Source organism: Candidatus Electrothrix sp., from assembly GCF_052785085.1.
In genome coordinates this window covers 16,897-34,268 of record NZ_JALAAI010000028.1, presented here as the reverse complement: position 1 = coordinate 34,268, position 17,372 = coordinate 16,897, and the positions used below count along the sequence as shown (strand labels likewise).

Genomic DNA, 17,372 nt, shown 5'->3' with positions numbered 1-17,372 from the left:
TAAGCAAGAGAAAGTAGTTTCATGGAAAAACCTCTTTGATTTTTTTCACAAATTATAATATTATCTCCCCAGAATGTCTATTCTAATTATGCAGAATATGGCGTTTCCCACTAATCTGCGAAGAGCCTCATTTTTCCATCTCCTGTAACAGTTCAAGGATTGAAACAGCCCTGACTCTGAGGTCGTCTACTCTCTTCGCTTTTTTCAGAACAGCGAAAGGATATTCAGGATGATTTCACCCTCCACCGCAATCCTCAGCTGAGTCCTGTCATCAAGCGGTCGCTGAATGCAGCAGTTATCAAGATATATTTTCATCATGATCTCAGTATACAGTAATCACTCCATGCAGGTAAAGAGGCAAATCCAGACTCATCCCGCTTTTTTCTCCTCCACCCAACAATACAACACAGGCACCACAAACACCGTCAGCATCGCAATAAGTATCTTCTGAAAAATGTATGAAAACTATGTTGTTACCGTGCCGGAGCAGGATGCGGACCTTCTCACATCCAACTATTTCTACCGGACCCAGGCCAAGACGAACTGACCTGCCTATGGACTTGGCGAACACATGGGGTTCGCCCTTACTTCATTGTATTGATGAGTTTGTCGATATCCACAGATGGGTCTACAACAGGATGTAATTGTTCTCTCAGGCGCTTAAACTCTTGCAGGGCAACCAAAACCTTCTTGCCCCTTGCTGGATCCGGCTGTTTTACAGCCTTTTTTTGTATATTTGTCAACGAGATATTCATAGAAGCCGAACAGCTCTCTTTTTGCGGCCTCGGGTAATATTTCCATGTTTAATTCTTTCATAATCATCTCCTGACCCTGCATGTCAACGTTCTGGAAATCTTTAGTATGTTCAGTATATTCAAATTCTCCCGGAAGCACAACCGTTGTGAGGGAACAAGGGATGCGGGTGGTTGCGGGGCAGCAGACGGTGGGATGGGGGAACGAATTGCGATCATTTTTTTTTGGGGGGGATTGGGTATTTGTCGGGGATAATTGAAGAGGATGGAGGGGGACAGCCCTTCGGGGGAAGGGCCGGGGTTGTTGCGTTCCTGGGCTTTATTTCACGGTACCGGTGGGCATTGGAGGAGGTGAGAAACGAGTTGATTAATTGGGTTTTGACCCCTTTTATCCGTGCTGCTCAAGGAAAATGGCTCCGGTTTTCTCCGAGCCTGTTTCACATTTTTTCAATATGCTTGCGAAGCTTTTTATCGAAAGTCAGGATCTCCTGCTGGTCAACGGCATGATAAGCCCAGAGCAACGTGTCAACAAAGTCCAATGATGTTGTGGAATAGCATTCAAGGGCCTTCAGGAACACATCAGGTTTCTCGACTGCAACCAGCTGTCTGTTGACGAGTTCACCGAGATACTGCTGAATCTGCTCTCTGTCCACTTTGTAGACTTTTTGCAGAACATAAACGACTTCGCATGCCGCCTCCATCGGAAGAAGAACATCCTTCTCCTCAATGAGTTCAACCGCCTTCGGCGACAGTTCAGGATGGTCGTCCAGCAGATAACGCAAGACAATATTTGCATCAACAAGGGCCATGTTTTTCCTTCACAGCGTCCTGCCATGCCTCATGCTCGCGAGCAATCAAGGAAGAATCCGCGTATTGGCGCAGGCAACCTCGAAGGCTTCTTTCCTCCGGGGCTGTGCTTTTTTTCTGATGCGCCGTAGAGAGGACAATAATTTCTACCTGCTGTCCCCAAAATTGTTTAGGAAGATGCAGATGAACCCGCCCATTTTTTACTGTTTGGATTTTTCGAATCGCTTCCATATTGACCTCGTTGAGTTATCAAGATATATCTTCACCATAATCTCACTATACAGCAATCATTCTGTGCAGGTAAAGAGACAAACCCAAGATTATCCCGTTTTCCGCCCTCCGCCCGGCAACACAACCTCAACTTGTGTCCCCGAATTACTTTCCCAAGGACAATGGTTCCGATTCTCCCCAAGCCGGGTGTAAAGGCCATTGAAAGCTGAAAGGGCTTGTGTCCGCTTTCGTTTCACTCAAGCAGACCTACCTAGCTGTATATTCAAATTCTCCCGGAAGCACAACCGTTGTGACGGAACAGGGGATGCGGGTGGTTGCGGGGCGGCAGACGGTGGGCTGGGGGAACGAGTTGCGATTATTTCTTTTTTTTGGGGGATTGGGTATTTGTCGGGGATGATTGAAGAGGATGGAGGGGGACAGCCCTTCAGGGGAAGGGCTGGGGTTGTTGCGTTTCTGGGTTTTATGTTTACGGTGGCGGTTGGCATTGGAGGAGGTGACAAATAAGTTGAATAATAGGGCTCTGACCCCAATTAATTCCTGCATAATTGACAGAATCAAATATTTGTGCTATACGGGTTCATTCTGAACGTTTATCAATGCGAATTAGGGGTTGAAATCCATAGCACAAAATCAAGAGGATAGAGCTGTTGATTTTTATAAAACAGCAATAGCTTTTCTGTAACTGCCTGTTTTTACCGAGACGGGAAAATCCAATTCCTATTCGTATTTATCAATAAAAAGGAGGGAAGTATGCAAGGTTACCTAAGGATTAGTTTGATTACGGTACTGGCAACTGTTGCCATTGGAACATGCGGCGGTACATTTTTACAACCGTTATCGACGACACAGGCATTTGCACAATCAGCAGAGGAACAAAATGCTGCTCAAAAAATAGAGCAGAAACGGAAAAAGATTGAATTGCATCCAGAAAACTTTTCGGGTGGCGATGTCGGCAATGCAATTGGCACAGTTACAGCAGTTTCCTCCGTCGGGGGAAACACCGTTATCGCCTATGCTCAGGAGTTTGAAGAAGGAGTAATTGTCTATTCCGATGACTTCGGGGCAGTTCGTATCTCGACCGCTATCTGGAATAAATGGCAGTCGCTTGCATTACAGCAAACTGGTGACGGTAGTAACCTGTTTAACTATATCGGTGTTCCGATAAATGACTACACTTGGCAGGACAGCTATCAAGATGGCCGGTTTGAACGCGGCTGCATCCTTATTGAGTCGGGACCTTCCAAGCATATCGTCTATGGTGATATATATACTCGATATCTGGATGTTGCTAAAGATATTGGTTTGCCTGTTTCTGAGGAACAAGCTGGCCCCAACCAGGGACGCTATCAAGCATTTACCAATGGAGAAATCTATTGGAAAGCTGATACGGGGGCTTTTGTGGTCCAAGGTGCTACCCTTGATCGTTGGAAGGTACAAGGAGGGGCTGGAGGGGCGGCGTTAGGATATCCACTCTCTGATACTGGCCCGCTTATAGTTGAAGATAATGATGGTAATCCAATAACTATCGGCACTGTTACTCTCTTTGAAAAAGGTGCTGTATATGAGAGTAGCTATGGAACTTGGGAAGTAACAGATGAAATATTTTTTGGCTATAAAGAAACTGGAGGGCCAAGCGGTTGGCTTGGAGTTCCTGTCTCTGGCATAGGAACGAATGCGGATGGCTACAGCTACCAAGATTTTGAAAACGGAGTACTGGTCGATTATAGACCAGATGCCGACCTTAACCACTGGGCGGTGCTGCCATTCGGTGCTCTTGAATTTTATCTTACAAGACTTCAGGGGGATGGCGACGACTGCATGAGCACACCCTTTGGTAGCCTTTGCGGCTCTCAGGATATCTATGCTTACTTAGATATATATACGCCTGATGGTCATGTGGTCGATGAACGTTTTCCCAACAGCGGTTGCTACGGAAGCAGTAAGGATGTCGGCTGGCCAGTGACGATAACATCTGCTGTACATAGCGATTTTATCGCTGATGTTTCTCTTGAGGTATGGGATGATGATGATTCAAGTGGTAACGATCATCTCGGTACACTTCATGCGACATACTCTATAGACAATCTCTGGGGGGTTACCGAAGATGAGAATGGTATGCGCCGAAATGGAGATGCTGGAGCAGTTTTTTCGATACGTACAAAAGATTTGCCATATAATCCAGAGAACTTCTGGAAGTATATGTTTTGGCCGTTTGAAAATTTCAGCACAGATGAACTGACTTATGACCAGTATGCTGCAACCTTTACCGATGTTGAAACAGATGAAGACTGGTGGCTTCACCCGTTTAATGCCTTGTGGTTTAAATTATACAAAGGTGTTGCAGCAAATGGGAACTGTTTCGGAATGGGACTTGAGTCAATCTATGCTCAACACGGATGGTCACCTTATTCGGAGCCTATCAATCGTTATTATCCCGAGATTAGGGAGCTGGAGCCTGACCCCATTCAACACGCGGGACTTATAAATGAGCTGAATATCAAGCAAGGGTACCAGTTAGGGACAAATATGGTACTCTGGACACTTGGAATGGTTGCGAGCGGAGCAACCCATGATCCGCACTTAAATTACACTGGTGCAGCTACAGCTGCAGCGATAGGAGATCACCCCCTAATATCAATTTTTGACGATTATCTTTTTGGGAGTGGCCATTCTGTACGTCCATACCTTTTTGATGAATTCACAGAGTGTAGTGATGGAGGTCCCGGATGCTCCAGGATTTACATTGCTGACTCAAATTATCCTTATCCGCATGCAAAGGAAAAAAACGGGGAGGTCGTTGAAAAAAATTTCATTGAAATAAATCATGTATTAAATACGTTTGAGTACCGCAACTACAGTGGCGGCTTCTTCACTGGTGGAAGAATGTTCTGGCAGCCAAGTATTCTTTTCACTCAATCACAAGTTACTCCCTTTGGAGCAGCATTTGAATTAATTAAAAACGGTTGGTTTATTTTGGTTGGCAGTGAAGGAAGAGCTAATCAGATAACGGACGATACAGGTAAAACATTCTTCAAGCCTGGCTTATCTGGCCCTCCTACAAAATGGGCTGATATCCGCAACAGCACTGATGCAGACCGTCTTGCAAATTTGGCTCCTGTTATGGTGAGCAATGGTTCTTCTTCTACTATGCCTATGCAACTGTATGCTGGTCAAGGTATAGGTGCTTCCATTGAAACAGAAATAGTTCCTGCGGCAAACGTTCCTGATGGTGAAATTTACGAAGCCGTCTTTGAATCCGGCAAGATTTCATCTGTCATCAAGAGCCCGGGAACAGAAGGAAAACCTGATAGTCTCACAGCGCATAATATTGGTGACAAGGGCAAGGCAGTTTCATTTGGTATCCCTTCAGATGGTGTTGCTAAAAATATCACTTGGACTATTGCTGGACCGGACAAGCAAGTTTGGGCTGAATTGAGCAATATGAAGATAGTTCCAGGGCAGAATCTAAAAATCAAAGTAACCAACAGAGGGTATGATCTTGTCTATGAGAACGACGGGCCTGGAACAACTGCTGATCTGTCAGTTCATTCCGGGGCAGGCAGTGATATAGTTCATGTTGGTCAAATTGAGATTGATCCTGATCAAAGCGGAACATTACAGTATTTGCTTCCTGTTACGACAATAACGGTGACAGGTCAGAACTACGGCGAAAACGACTGGCTTCTCGATTCTGTAACTATTACCTTGTCAGTGCAAGATTTCAGCAGCAAAGGCATTGAGGTTATTCAGTACAGTAAAAATAATATGTCAACCTGGGAAGAAGGTGACCCTGGAGAAAATCCTCTTGAGTTTATATATGGAGATGTATATGAAGATGAAGGAGCAACGACCTTGTACTACCGATCTCGTGATTATGTAGGCAATGAGGAAGAACCAAAAAGTGAAGACTTCAAGATTGATACACGAAATCCCGTCGTGAACATAGCCGGTGATCAGACTATTCACACCCGCATTGAACCTTTCCTCGTTGACTTTACTGTCAATGACCCTATTCCAGGTTCAGGGATTCAGACTACAGCGGCCAATCTTGACGGGACAGCTGTTACAGATGGTGAAACAATTGATCTCTTCTGGTTCTCATTAGGGACACACACTCTGACAGTAACTGGCAAGGACTATGCAGGACGAAGCACCACGGAATCTATCGTCTTTGAGGTAAATGCTACACTGGAGAGTTTGGCAGAGATAATTCGTGAGCTACGTCGCAGAAGCGAGATTGATTCCAACGGTATTATGAAGAGTATGCTGGCAAAGGTAAGAGCTGCGCTCAAATCGTCAGATGCCGGTAGAAGGAAGACTGCAGAAAATCAACTCAAAGCCCTGCTTAATGAACTGCGGGCTCAATCAGGAAAGCATATTTCTGACCGTGGAGCTGAGATGTTGAGTAGTGATGTGAACTATGTGATCAATAACCTTCCGTAACAATAAACGGTAACCATGAGGGTATCGAAGCAGCAAAAGCGATGCCCTCATGATTTTTCCCTCTTCTGTTTTTCCTTTTCCTTTCCGTTTCCGTCTCTCTTGCCTTAAATTACCCCTTCACTCGCCCCTCCTCAACCCAACAATACAACACAGGCACCACAAAAACAGTCAGCAGAGCAATAATCATCCCGCCAAAGGAAGGAATAGCCATAGGGACCATAATTATCCGAGCCCCGCCCGGAGAGCAAATTAGGGGCAGACCACGCTTTCCACCAACAACGTAAGAGTCAAAAAAACACGAACAAGAAAAACCAATTAACGAGCCCCGTATTCCGTGCTGCTATGATCCGAACAGTATGACAATTATGATTTTTTTGTCAAGAATAACTTTCTGATAGACTGCTGTCTTAAAAGGCCAAATTCCCTTGCGCCCCAAGGAAATTTATTAGATCAGCTCGCTCAAACACCTTGCAGAAAAAATTATATCTCCCTTTTCATCTCGTCAGCACCCCAACCTCCCGCGCCACAGCCCCGAGCTTCTCGTTCAGGATAAAACCACAAACTACACCTCCTCGCTCCCCGACACATTCCCTGCCCAAAAGCACCGGTTGTACTTCCGGGAAAAGAGGAATATACTGCTGACATTGACCATGAAGAAAGAGTGCGTTGTGGTCAAAGGCACTAGAATACTCGGCAACCTGTAAAAAACATACATAATGGCCAGCAAAGAACGCTATATCAACCTGTTCACTGATTACGGATTTAAAAAAATCTTCGGTGAAGAGCCGAATAAAAACCTGCTCCTGGATTTTGTCTTTGACGAAGATAAAGACCAACCTGAAAAATACCGCTATGATGTTAAGTTGACAGACATTGACACCAATCGGGTGTTTTATGATAAGCTGACCTTTATCTACCTGGAAATGCCCAAATTCAGCAAAAGACTGGATGAGCTGAAGACTCGGTTTGACAAGTGGCTGTACGTTATCAGGAACCTGAATCGGCTGGAACGAATACCAGACATGCTGCGGGAACAGGTGTTTGAGCAGCTCTTTGATACTGCGGAGATTGCACGCTTTACCCCGGACCAGGTGCGTTCTTATGAGAAGAGTCTGAAATATTATCGGGACATGAAAAACTCCCTTGATACCGCTTTTGATGAGGGGAGAGTAGAAGGAAAAGAAGAAGGTAAGAATGAAAGAGATAGAGAGATAGTCCGTAATGGAATTCAGCAAGGAATTGATATCAAAATGATTGCTCAGTTGACGGGCCTGTCAGAAGAAGAGATTAAGGAGATTGAAAAAGAGCGCTCGGACGACTAACAAGAAGAAAGAGTCGTTTATCCGGTAAAAAGGGTCAGAGTAAAATTAGATTTTACTCTGCAACTGATCAAATATCACGACTCGAATAATCCTCTTTTTCCCTAATCAGGGAGACTGCGCACAGTCAGCCGATTTCTTCGCGCTCCCTGTTCAGCAAACCGTACTTTTCTGTACACCTCGGCCAGCGGCAGTTCGCAGTCTATTGTTTCGACAGAGAGTATATCTTCTTCACCCTGATATATCGTATACACCCAGGAATTGTCGGCCTGCCGGGCAAATCGTTCCATCTTAAAGGTATACTGAGAAACCAGGATATACTCGGTAAATGAAGGGATCTCCTGATAATGGGAGAACTTGTCTCCCCGATCATAGGCCTCGGTGCTGCCGGAAAGGATTTCTATAAGAACGACGGGATTCAGCAGCACATCGTTGTGCTCATCCTCATACTCCTCTTTTTCACAGACAACAACGATATCCGGGTAGGAATACTTTCTCCTCTTTTGGATCTTCACCTTCATGTCGCTGGCAAAGACGCTGCACGGCTTCTCCAACAGCTGATTGCCCAGCAGGCGGACGATATTTGTCGAGATCTGGTTATGTTCCCGGCTTGCTCCGGCCATGGCAAAGACTTCTCCGGCAAAGTATTCATGCCGGATATCACCATCACGTTCCCCGGTAAGATATTCTTCAGGGCTGATATGATGCTGCTTCTGTGCCTGCATAGGTCCTTCTCCTTGATTATATCGTTCAACGTTGTCGCCATAGGAATGCAGCAGTTATTAAGATATATTTTCATCATGATATCAGACTTTTGTAGGTGTCCAGGGCCGTCTGTACCTCGGTTATTTTGGCATCATAAGCAGCAACAGTGAGATTATTGCCTAAATCCAGATTTGGATCAATTGCTCGTAGATCAGCAGAGCACTCCTGAGCATCGGTGATAGCTTTGGATGATTTGTGTTGATAGGCCATGAGACTTCTTCCTGTGGTAAAGAATTTTATCTTGAAGAAAAGAAGAGTTATAAGAGGCAATAAACCTGAATAACGTCTTTTGCTCCACCTGTCAAGGAATAAAATGAAATTTTTTTTAAGGATAAAGGAAGGGATATGGAGGTTTTTCCTTCTGCGACAAGGAAATTTCTTGATGAAGAACAATCCGGCGAAGCAAAAAGAAAGTTTGCTGTTTAAACAGACTTCCTGTTGATTGCTGACAACCTTCTTGCAAGAGCAAACAACCTTCTATTGGTAGCTGCAAGCCTTTTGTTTTCTACCAACAACCTTCTGTTGATAGCCGCAAACCTTTTGTCAGGAGCAAATAACCTTCTGTTTATTACAAGCAACTCCTTGTCAGTTACTGCAAACCTTTTGTTTGCTTTCAAGAAGTACTTGTCAATAAACATAATTTCCTGCTCGAACTCTAAAGAAGCGAAAGGATAGACCTGGAGTTGCCGCACCATCCTTCTCAACCTCCCTCCATTACCCCAACCAACTCATACAACAACTCCTGCGCCTGCCTCGGCGTCAATTCATCAGGATCAACTTCCTTTAACCGGGTACGCAAAGGATCTTCCTTAGCCGGAAAAAGACTCATCTGGCTCGGTTCTGGTTTTCTCTTTGGTGAAACCGCAATGGTGGGTTCCCCTGTCGCTGTAAACTCCCCCTGCTCAATATTGGTCAAAATCTCCTGTGCCCGATCAACCACCTGATCCGGAACCCCGGCAAGGGCTGCCACCTGGATACCATAGCTGCGGCTGGCTGCTCCCTGAACCAGCTTATGGAGAAAGTGAATGCGGTTATCCCGCTCTCGCACCGCTATTGAGTAATTCTGAATCCGTTCGTGAGTAGTCGCAAGATCGGTCAGCTCATGATAATGGGTGGCAAACATGGTCTTGACTCCACGTCCGTTTTTATCGGCCAGATCTTCAGCCACGGCCCAGGCAATGGCAAGGCCGTCATAGGTGGAGGTTCCGCGCCCGATCTCGTCCAGAATCACCAGGCTGTGCTCAGTGGCATTATTGAGAATATTAGCGGTCTCATTCATCTCCACCATAAAGGTGGATTGCCCCCGTCGCAAATCATCCATTGCCCCGACCCGGGTGAAGATACGATCAACAAGGCCGATTTCTGCCCGGTCCGCTGGTACAAAGCTGCCAATATGGGCCATGAGCACGATCAGGGCGGTCTGGCGCAGGACCGTGGACTTGCCCGCCATGTTCGGGCCGGTGATGATCAGCAGCTCGTTTTCTTTCTGATCCAGGGTGACATTATTGGGCACAAAGCTGCCAGGATCCAGAGAGCGTTCAATCACAGGATGGCGGCCTTCAACGATTCTGACATTTCGTTGCTCTGTGATAACTGGCTTGGTGTACTGGTAGCGGTCAGCTGCTCGGGCCAGACTGACCAGAAAATCCGTGCGGGCGATACCCAGGGCAGCAGCCAGCAGGCGTTGGCTTTGGGAGGCGATCTTTTCCCGGATTTCAAGAAACAGACTGTATTCCAGGGTCAGGCGTTTTTCCTGGGCCGTGGAGATTTTATTTTCCAGCTCTTTCAGCTCCGGGGTGATAAAACGCTCTGCATTGACCAGGGTTTGTTTGCGGATAAAATCATCGGGCAGCTCTCCCTTCTGTGCCCGGCTGACCTCAAAGAAATAGCCAAAGACCTTGTTAAAGCCCACTTTAAGCTTGGCAATGCCAGTGCGTTCCCGCTCCTTGGCTTCCAGATTAAGGATGAGCTGCTTGCCGTCCCGAAGGAGATGAATCAGCTCGTCCAGCTCCTCATGAAATCCCTCCCGGATCAGTCGCCCTTCCCGCAGGGTTATTGGCGCATCATCGCGGATGGCCTTATGAACCAGCTCGTGCAGATCAAACAGGGGATCAAGTTCCATACCGATGTCCTGGAGCAGGCCACCAAGGGTGTTCATAAGTAATTTTTTCAGTTCCGGCAGTTGACCCAGAGAGTGCTTGAGTGCTGCCATGTCCCGTGCATTACCGTGTCCCAGAATCAGCCGACTGCATAGGCGTTCAATATCATAGATACCTGTGAGTAGTTCCTGAAGCTCCCGGCGCAGCAGGGTATCTTTGAGCAGGATATCAACAGCAGTGAGCCGCTGCTCGATTTTTTCCTGATCCTGAAGCGGAAAGAGCAGGCGTTGGCGGAGCAGGCGGGCCCCCATGGGGGTTGAGGTCAGATCAAGAACCGAGAGGAGCGATCCCTTGCGTTTGCCGCCAATAATGGTCTCGGTCAGTTCCAGGTTGCGACGGGAGGATTCATCAATAATCAGAAAACCGGACCGGGTGAGCTGACTAAGCTGACGGATATAGGAGAGATCGGTCTTTTGGGTTTCCTGGATATAGGTGAGCAGGGCACCGCTGGCGCAGATGCCTGTTTGCATATCCTGGCAGCCAAAACCTGCTAAGGAGCTGGTGTTAAAATGCTCGTTCAGGGTGGTGAGCGCGGTCTCATAATCAAAGGACCATGCCTGTCGTTCTGTGATGCAGAGGCCCGAAATCAGGGTGGTGAGCATTTCACTGAGTCCGGCCAGAGATTCTCTTTCCTCGTCAGCAAGGAGCAGCTCTGCCGGTTGCATGCGGGTGATTTCGTCAATAACCGGATCAATATTTTCATCCTGGAGCGGGATTTCGCTGATCAGAAAGTTGCCTGTGGAGACATCAAGAAAGCTCAGACCTATCTGGACGATTTTTTTTCGCTTCCGGGCCGCTGTCAGGCCGCAGACAAAGGTGTTGCTCTTTTCGTCCAAAAGCTGATCATCCGTGGTCACACCTGGACTGACCACCCGGACCACCTCCCGCTTGACAATGCCCTTGGCCTGCTTGGGATCTTCAGCTTGCTCGCAAAGGGCCACCCGATAGCCTGCCTTGACCATTTTGCTCAGATAACCAGCAACCGCATGATAGGGTACCCCGCACATGGGTACCTGATTTTCATCGCCTTTGTTACGGGAGGTCAGGGTGATGCCCAGTACCCGCGAGGCGGTCTCGGCATCCTCAAAGAACATTTCATAAAAATCACCCATCCGATAAAAAAGAATGGTGCCAGGATACTGCTCCTTGATCTCCAGGTACTGGCGGAGCATGGGAGTCATCTTTGGGGTTGCGGATGGTTCTGAGGCGGTTTTTGAGGTGTTTTTTGCGGGCACGATCTGCTTGTTTGGGTTCGGGTTAACTGGTAAGAACAGGATATAAAATGCTTTGAGCGGGAAGAGTAGATGGCGGCACAGGTTTTGTCAAGAAGATATGAGGGGAAAAGGTGATGATATTGCAAGATGGGTGGTGGTGAGGCGGGAGGTCTCAGGTTGTGATGAAAGGATTCACGATTTGTAGCTGGTCTTCTATGAACTGTCCATGGTGCATATCTTCACTGATTAGCAGCGTAGCTCCGCATAACAGGGCTGATGCAAGCACTGCACTGTCATAATAGGAATAACGGTAGCGTTCGGCTATGGCGCATGCCTTGCGGATCACCGGTACAGTCACGGTTTCAACATGAAAGGCATGGTCGATCTCCTGAAGCACTGCATCAACAGTATTCCATTCCACCTGCATTTTTCGGTGGAGGGTGTTCGCCAGCTCGTTCAGAATTTGTGTGCTTACTGTAGGACAGGAATAGCCACGAACAGCACGTCGGCTTACTGCCTGCTTATCAGGCTCGTCAACTGAATAGAGATAGAAAAGGATGTTTGTGTCAAAGAAAGCTTTCTCGCTCATTCGCCTCATCCCGATTGAATTTGAACCCCTTGGTGGAGATACGGGCCGCATTGAACGATGCATCTGTTCCCTGTTTTTCGGTGAGGGGTTCAAGATGCACGATTATGCGGAACGGTTCCTGAAATCTTTCCCGGTACTGTTCGGGGATAGCGATCATGCCGTTTCGGATAACAGTTTCAAAGGCCAGTGATTCCATAGTGCTCCTCCTATTCTATAGGTTTATTCAATAATCGTAAGAAATAAGGGGTGCTTTGTCAAGGATGGATAACACTTCGTCTCTTGAAACAAAGTCGTTGGTTCTGCCTTCGGCAATGGCATTGGCCATGCCGACCTCCTCCAGTGCTTCCAGCAGAATGTCATAAATGAGGTCTCGCTTGCTTTTGAGTAACTCTATCATTACTTCGGTGAGCAGCTCTTTGGTTTTTTCGTCACTGATAGAAAGTTTCATGCTGAGTACCTTGTATATTGTTCGTTGTGGAGACTGTAACCGGCGGCAGCAGTCTGAAAGTGGCATCGTAAGCTGGTGTCCTTGTATTATTCCAGACAACAAACTGTAATGCACGAAATAAGACCTTGGTTCTTTCTTCAGAAACTCACCGGTGAGTTTCCGCTAAACTAAGTAGTGAGTTCTTTGTAAAGTCACTGCTTAATTTTATCTGCCCTGCCTGCGCTTCTGCTTTTCTCGGGCTTGGATACGTCTGAACAGCTCGCTAAGGTTGAAGGTTATCCCGAGCACGGTCACCTTAGATGGAACTATACCGGTAAGCAGTTCAGCCAAAAATTCTTTGTCCTTATTTTGGGGATCAACTTTTTTAGCCAGCTCAAGCAGCTCGTCTCTATCCTTTGGCTGTACCAAGCCAAGCAGTTCATCCACGCTGTAGTCTTGATCAGAACCCTCTGGAATATACCGTTCAATACCCCGCTCCGCATATTTCAACAAGGTTTCATAATCGACCGTCCGTTGCGGGTCATCCGGCATGGGCACGCGCTCGCTGACGGAAAGTTTCTCAAAGCTGCTGTTGATGTCGGTCAGCAGGTAGCGGAGGTAGTGCAGGTACTCTCTGGGGCGTTCACCCTGTACCCAGAGATTGATGCGCCGCGCCTCCACATCCTCCTTGACCAATGCCTGTGCTCCACTCCGCTTATCCTTCAGTAGTACACCGGTGCGCCAGCAGGTGTTTTCATGAATATCCTTATGCACCTTGACCATAAAGCGGGGAAAGACAGAGGGCGGCAGAAAGTCAGGATAATGGAGGGCAAAGCCCAATGCGCTGTCATAGTCAAAGGAGAAGTTCGGTTCGACGACATGGAGGAGTTGAGGGATGAGTACAGATCCCTTGCTGATTGAGTAGCATAGCTCGAATTTTTCCATCAGGTGCATAATATACAGATGCGTCTGCGGTGGGTAGGAGAATCCTTCTCCATGACCGTGCCGCAGGATTTCACTTAGGCTGTCCAAGTCGAGGATGCCTTTGTTAGCTGCTACCTGTTCCGCATTGATGAGCTTATAGACGGCGTTCGTCACCCAGGTTGGCTGGAGGATGTGCATGGCATCCAAGATGAAATCCTTGAAATGCACGACCACTCCCAGATCATTGAGGAAGTCAACCAGCACCTCTTGGTTATTATCCTCAGTGATGCCCGCCTTTTTGCAAAACGTTGCGTATTCATTACTGCTGATGTAGGGTTTGTTTAGATTTTCTATCTGTTCCTTGACATGGAACCAGCTTTTAGGCCAGCGAGTTTCGGCCAGAGGCATCATCGCCAGCTCATTGAGCAGTATCTCCCGGAATTTTTCTATGCCTTGGGTTGTGGCACAGGAGGTACGGTAAAAGCCTCTAATAGCGGGGTACTTGGTCAGCAGGAAAGGTCGGTTAAGGTCAAAGCCTGGATTGACATCCTGTTTGTTGAGGATAATGAGGACAGGCGAGTCTCCACCAAATGACTCGACATGGCGTAGCCAGTATTCAGGCCGCTCATCTCTCCGGCCATCTAATACCAGTACATAAAGACTCCGTTTGGACAGGAAAAATTGATGCGTGGCATGCATTATCTCTTGGCCGCCGAAATCCCAGATATTGACCTTGATAGCCTTGTCCTCGGCATGCACCTGCCAGTTGCGGATGTTGATGCCGTGCGTAATGGGTTCGCATTGGTCAAACGCTTCGCCAAATAGCCTTTTAACTAAAGAAGTTTTTCCTGCTGCTCCATCACCGACTAAAATAACTTTTACCTCATTCAAGGGCTGCACTTCTTCTTTCAGGGAGACAAAATAGCTGCGCACAGCCTCTATTCCTTGCTGGGCTATCTCTGCCGGAGGTGAGGTCAGCGGACAGCCTTTAAGGTAAAGTTTTTCCAGTTTGGTTAGTCGGGTAACTTCCAGCGGCAGAGTCGTGAACTGATTGTTGCTGAGGTCAAGTTCAGTTAAGTTTTTCAGTTGCAGGATGTCTGGCGGTAGGCTAGTGAGCTGATTACCGCTGAGGTTAAGCCGGGTCAGGTTTGCCAGCTCGAAGAGTTCCGGCGGTAGGGTTGTCAGTTTGTTGCCGCTGAGGTTGAGAATTGCCAGATTAGTGAGCTGGAGGAGATTCGGCGGCAAAGCTGTGAGCTGATTATTGCTGAGGTCAAGCCGGGTTAAATTCGTCAGCTCAGAGATTTCTGGCGGAAACATTGCAAGTTGATTACCGCTGAGGTTAAGAACTTCAAGATATGTCAACTTGGTTAGCCGGAACAACTCAGGCGGCAGTTTGGTCAGTCCTTTGTCGCTGAGATCAAGCTGGGTCAGCAGCGATAACTTGATGATCTCCTGTAATTGGATAGCGCGACGTTGTTCTTGTTTGAGCGTCAATATATAAATGGATGCGGATAATGTTGTTATCAGCATGATAATTATACTCGTATGTATATCAATGTTCATCCCTATAAAAGACATGAACATAACAAATACACCCAACAGTGCGACTGTTGCCGAGATGTTTGAAATGTAGCTGAAAAGCGTCTTGTTCATCTTGCTCATAGCGTCCTCATATTAAGTTCAATACTACAATCAACATGACACCAAGCACGTCCGCTAAGATACCCAACTTTATAGTTCGTGATCTATTGCTCCAATCTATGCCACGCTGATGGATGAGCATGATTATCAAAAGAACGCCAAGTATCCAGAGGGAGAACAAGACATATCGCTGAATTTTCTCAAGGGCTATGGGTTGAAGAAGATTGGCGGGAGATGCAGCCTGCCCCTGCATGAAACCAGCTGCCTCAAGTGCCTTGAAGAGGGCCGATGTTAAGGCGGAGAAGACTAATTCAATCCCAAGAAACCAGTCTTCCCATTCTTGATCTGGAGAAGTCTTTTTGCCACGAGTCAGCTTCTTGATGATCACTCCACACGGCACGATCATCAGCGAGCTGACTAATATAACAAGACTGTTAGTTGATAAGGGCATAATCGCCTCTTTTTATTGCGTCAGCACTTCGTTATCCGTCATCGCCTGCGCACCTCAATCATTGATAAAAAGGGCCGTGCTGCCCTGCACCGGGGTCCGGCTGCCAGTTCCTCTCTCATGCAACTGATGAGTTCCACTAGAATGCAACGATTTGTTCCTGCCTAATGCAACGACCTGTTCCACTCTAATGCAACAATCTGTTCCTGTCTAATGCAACAGATCGTTCCATGAGTATGCGACTCAAAGGTTCCATTAGAATGCAACCGGGAGTTCCATTAATCACCCGGCCTTGACCGCAGAAGCCCCGGAGACCCTCAGAGAGAGGAAACAGGCAAAGTCCAGCACCTGCCGGGCCGCCTCTTCCGGAAGTGAGGCAAGTAGCGCAGCTGCCTGCTCCGCCGGTGAAACCCACTGTTCCGTCGCCGCGCACCAGACCGGGATAAATTGCCCGGCATCAAGAGCGGCAGTCGTTAAGGTCTCTCCCTGTTCATCGCTGAATTCAAGTTCATAGACTGCATCATCATGACAATGAATAATTGCGGCCCGCATTCCCGCCCGAAGATGCTGCTCAGGAATATCTCTGATAAGTTCTACAATGTCGCCGAGATCAGATTTCATATTTTTTACCTCTATTGACGGGTTGTGGGCAGCCCTATACGGAATATACCCTACCCCTCCTCCGGCTACCGTTCCATGAGAATGCAACTCAAGCCCCACCCCGGTCGGTCGGGCTAGCTCCCCAACCGAAGCTCATGATAACTTTTGCAATCCGTTACGACCTCGCAGAAACAAGCTGCCGGATAATCTCCTTTGTATGGCGCAACATGCCGAAGATTTCAATAATCTCGTCTTTTGTGGCATCATAGGCCAGACTTTCGCTGTAGATGTTTCCATCAAGTACAACAAAATACCAATGCCGACCAATAACATAAGCACCATAGATCGGATGAGAATGATGATTGATGGTTTGGGCTGCCACCATTTCGGCCAATAATTGCCCCAAAGGATCATTGGAGGTATCAAGTTGTTTCTTGTACTCGTGAAGGAAGAAAAATTGCTCTTGAGGAGCATGCCTGCCCTGGGCCACCAGAAAGTCCACGATCCCCCACAGCTTTTTATTGTCCGCATATTCCACAGACACTTCCCGTTCCATAAACGGTCGATATGCTGGATCGTAAAAATCAATCATGTCCAGAAGAAGGGCGATGAACGAGATTTTGAGTTCTTCTTCATTCCAATCACGAACGCGCAATGCAAGCTTCCTGGATAATCCTTGTAACTGCGCAATTTCCTCCGAGGTTACCTTGCTTGCTCCTGCAAGCCATGATCGAAGCCCCTGAAAATCGGGTTCAAACGTCAATTGAAACTCTTCTTCAATCTCGGGCACAGTCCATTTTGAAAATGGTTTCATGATGTTCTATCCCTTCCTTATGGTTTCCCGGGAATATACCCCTCATCCCGGCCCTTGGGCCGGGACAACAAAATATGAAAGCCGCTTGATACTCGGCACTTTCATATGAAAAAACGTTTTGATGAGCAAGAGTAGAAGGATGGGCTGTTTTTGTCAAGAAGATTGAGAGCAAAAGGAGGGAACAAAAAAGCCCATCGTTTGTAACGATGGGGAGTATGTCAGGGCACTGTAGTAGGGGC

The 17,372-nt window shown here is 47.2% G+C and carries 16 protein-coding genes; 2 read left to right on the top strand and 14 right to left on the bottom strand.

Annotation, left to right across the window (positions count from 1 at the left end; genetic code table 11):
* Positions 1-660 precede the first annotated feature (660 nt).
* The 3 genes from L2082_RS06730 to L2082_RS06720 form a co-directional block, all read right to left on the bottom strand.
* The gene (locus tag L2082_RS06730) at positions 661-816 is read right to left on the bottom strand and encodes a hypothetical protein (RefSeq protein WP_339133611.1); all 156 of its coding nucleotides are present in this window, start codon (positions 814-816) and stop codon (positions 661-663) included.
* 373 nt (positions 817-1,189) lie between these two features.
* Complete coding sequence (locus L2082_RS06725) at positions 1,190-1,561, bottom strand: PIN domain-containing protein (protein ID WP_446011083.1); 372 nt, start codon at positions 1,559-1,561, stop codon at positions 1,190-1,192.
* A complete protein-coding gene (locus L2082_RS06720) occupies positions 1,548-1,790 on the bottom strand; it encodes a hypothetical protein (protein WP_446011082.1) in 243 nt (80 codons plus the stop codon). Before L2082_RS06720 ends, L2082_RS06725 begins: the two co-directional genes overlap by 14 nt.
* A 750-nt stretch (positions 1,791-2,540) precedes the next feature.
* Here L2082_RS06720 and L2082_RS06715 point away from each other — a divergent pair.
* Together L2082_RS06715 and L2082_RS06710 are read left to right on the top strand one after the other, a co-directional pair.
* Complete coding sequence (locus tag L2082_RS06715; RefSeq protein WP_446011561.1) at positions 2,541-6,233, top strand: LGFP repeat-containing protein; 3,693 nt, start codon at positions 2,541-2,543, stop codon at positions 6,231-6,233.
* Between the two features lie 716 nt (positions 6,234-6,949).
* Positions 6,950-7,555, top strand: a complete 606-nt coding sequence (locus L2082_RS06710) for an Rpn family recombination-promoting nuclease/putative transposase (RefSeq protein WP_446011560.1) — start codon at positions 6,950-6,952, stop codon at positions 7,553-7,555.
* Positions 7,556-7,656: 101 nt separating this feature from the next.
* Here the strand turns inward: L2082_RS06710 and L2082_RS06705 are convergent, their stop codons facing one another.
* The 11 genes from L2082_RS06705 to L2082_RS06655 all read right to left on the bottom strand — a co-directional run bounded on the left by L2082_RS06705 (position 7,657) and on the right by L2082_RS06655 (position 17,133).
* Positions 7,657-8,277, bottom strand: coding sequence for a Uma2 family endonuclease (locus tag L2082_RS06705; protein WP_446009028.1), 621 nt, complete (start codon positions 8,275-8,277; stop codon positions 7,657-7,659).
* Positions 8,278-8,350: 73 nt separating this feature from the next.
* Positions 8,351-8,527, bottom strand: a complete 177-nt coding sequence (locus L2082_RS06700) for a hypothetical protein (RefSeq protein WP_446009027.1) — start codon at positions 8,525-8,527, stop codon at positions 8,351-8,353.
* 212 nt (positions 8,528-8,739) lie between these two features.
* Entirely contained in the window at positions 8,740-8,955 is a 216-nt protein-coding gene (locus L2082_RS06695) for a hypothetical protein (RefSeq protein ID WP_446009026.1), read from the bottom strand.
* A 62-nt stretch (positions 8,956-9,017) separates the two neighbouring features.
* Entirely contained in the window at positions 9,018-11,711 is a 2,694-nt protein-coding gene (mutS, locus tag L2082_RS06690) for a DNA mismatch repair protein MutS (protein WP_446009025.1), read from the bottom strand.
* 151 nt (positions 11,712-11,862) lie between these two features.
* The gene (locus tag L2082_RS06685) at positions 11,863-12,279 is read right to left on the bottom strand and encodes a PIN domain-containing protein (protein WP_446009024.1); all 417 of its coding nucleotides are present in this window, start codon (positions 12,277-12,279) and stop codon (positions 11,863-11,865) included.
* The gene (locus L2082_RS06680; RefSeq protein WP_446009023.1) at positions 12,257-12,475 is read right to left on the bottom strand and encodes a hypothetical protein; all 219 of its coding nucleotides are present in this window, start codon (positions 12,473-12,475) and stop codon (positions 12,257-12,259) included. Before L2082_RS06680 ends, L2082_RS06685 begins: the two co-directional genes overlap by 23 nt.
* A 27-nt stretch (positions 12,476-12,502) precedes the next feature.
* Positions 12,503-12,727, bottom strand: coding sequence for a hypothetical protein (locus tag L2082_RS06675; protein WP_446009022.1), 225 nt, complete (start codon positions 12,725-12,727; stop codon positions 12,503-12,505).
* A 204-nt stretch (positions 12,728-12,931) separates the two neighbouring features.
* Positions 12,932-15,160, bottom strand: a complete 2,229-nt coding sequence (locus tag L2082_RS06670) for a COR domain-containing protein (RefSeq protein WP_446009021.1) — start codon at positions 15,158-15,160, stop codon at positions 12,932-12,934.
* A 139-nt stretch (positions 15,161-15,299) separates the two neighbouring features.
* Positions 15,300-15,722 carry a hypothetical protein gene (locus L2082_RS06665; RefSeq protein ID WP_446009020.1) on the bottom strand — a complete coding sequence of 141 codons (423 nt, stop codon included), beginning with the start codon at positions 15,720-15,722 and terminating at the stop codon, positions 15,300-15,302.
* 279 nt (positions 15,723-16,001) lie between these two features.
* Positions 16,002-16,340: a DUF4926 domain-containing protein gene (locus tag L2082_RS06660; RefSeq protein ID WP_446009019.1), complete on the bottom strand. Its 339-nt coding sequence runs from the start codon at positions 16,338-16,340 to the stop codon at positions 16,002-16,004.
* A gap of 154 nt (positions 16,341-16,494) precedes the next feature.
* On the bottom strand, positions 16,495-17,133 hold the full coding sequence (locus tag L2082_RS06655; RefSeq protein WP_446009018.1) for a hypothetical protein: 639 nt from the start codon (positions 17,131-17,133) through the stop codon (positions 16,495-16,497).
* Between the last annotated feature and the right edge of the window lie 239 nt (positions 17,134-17,372).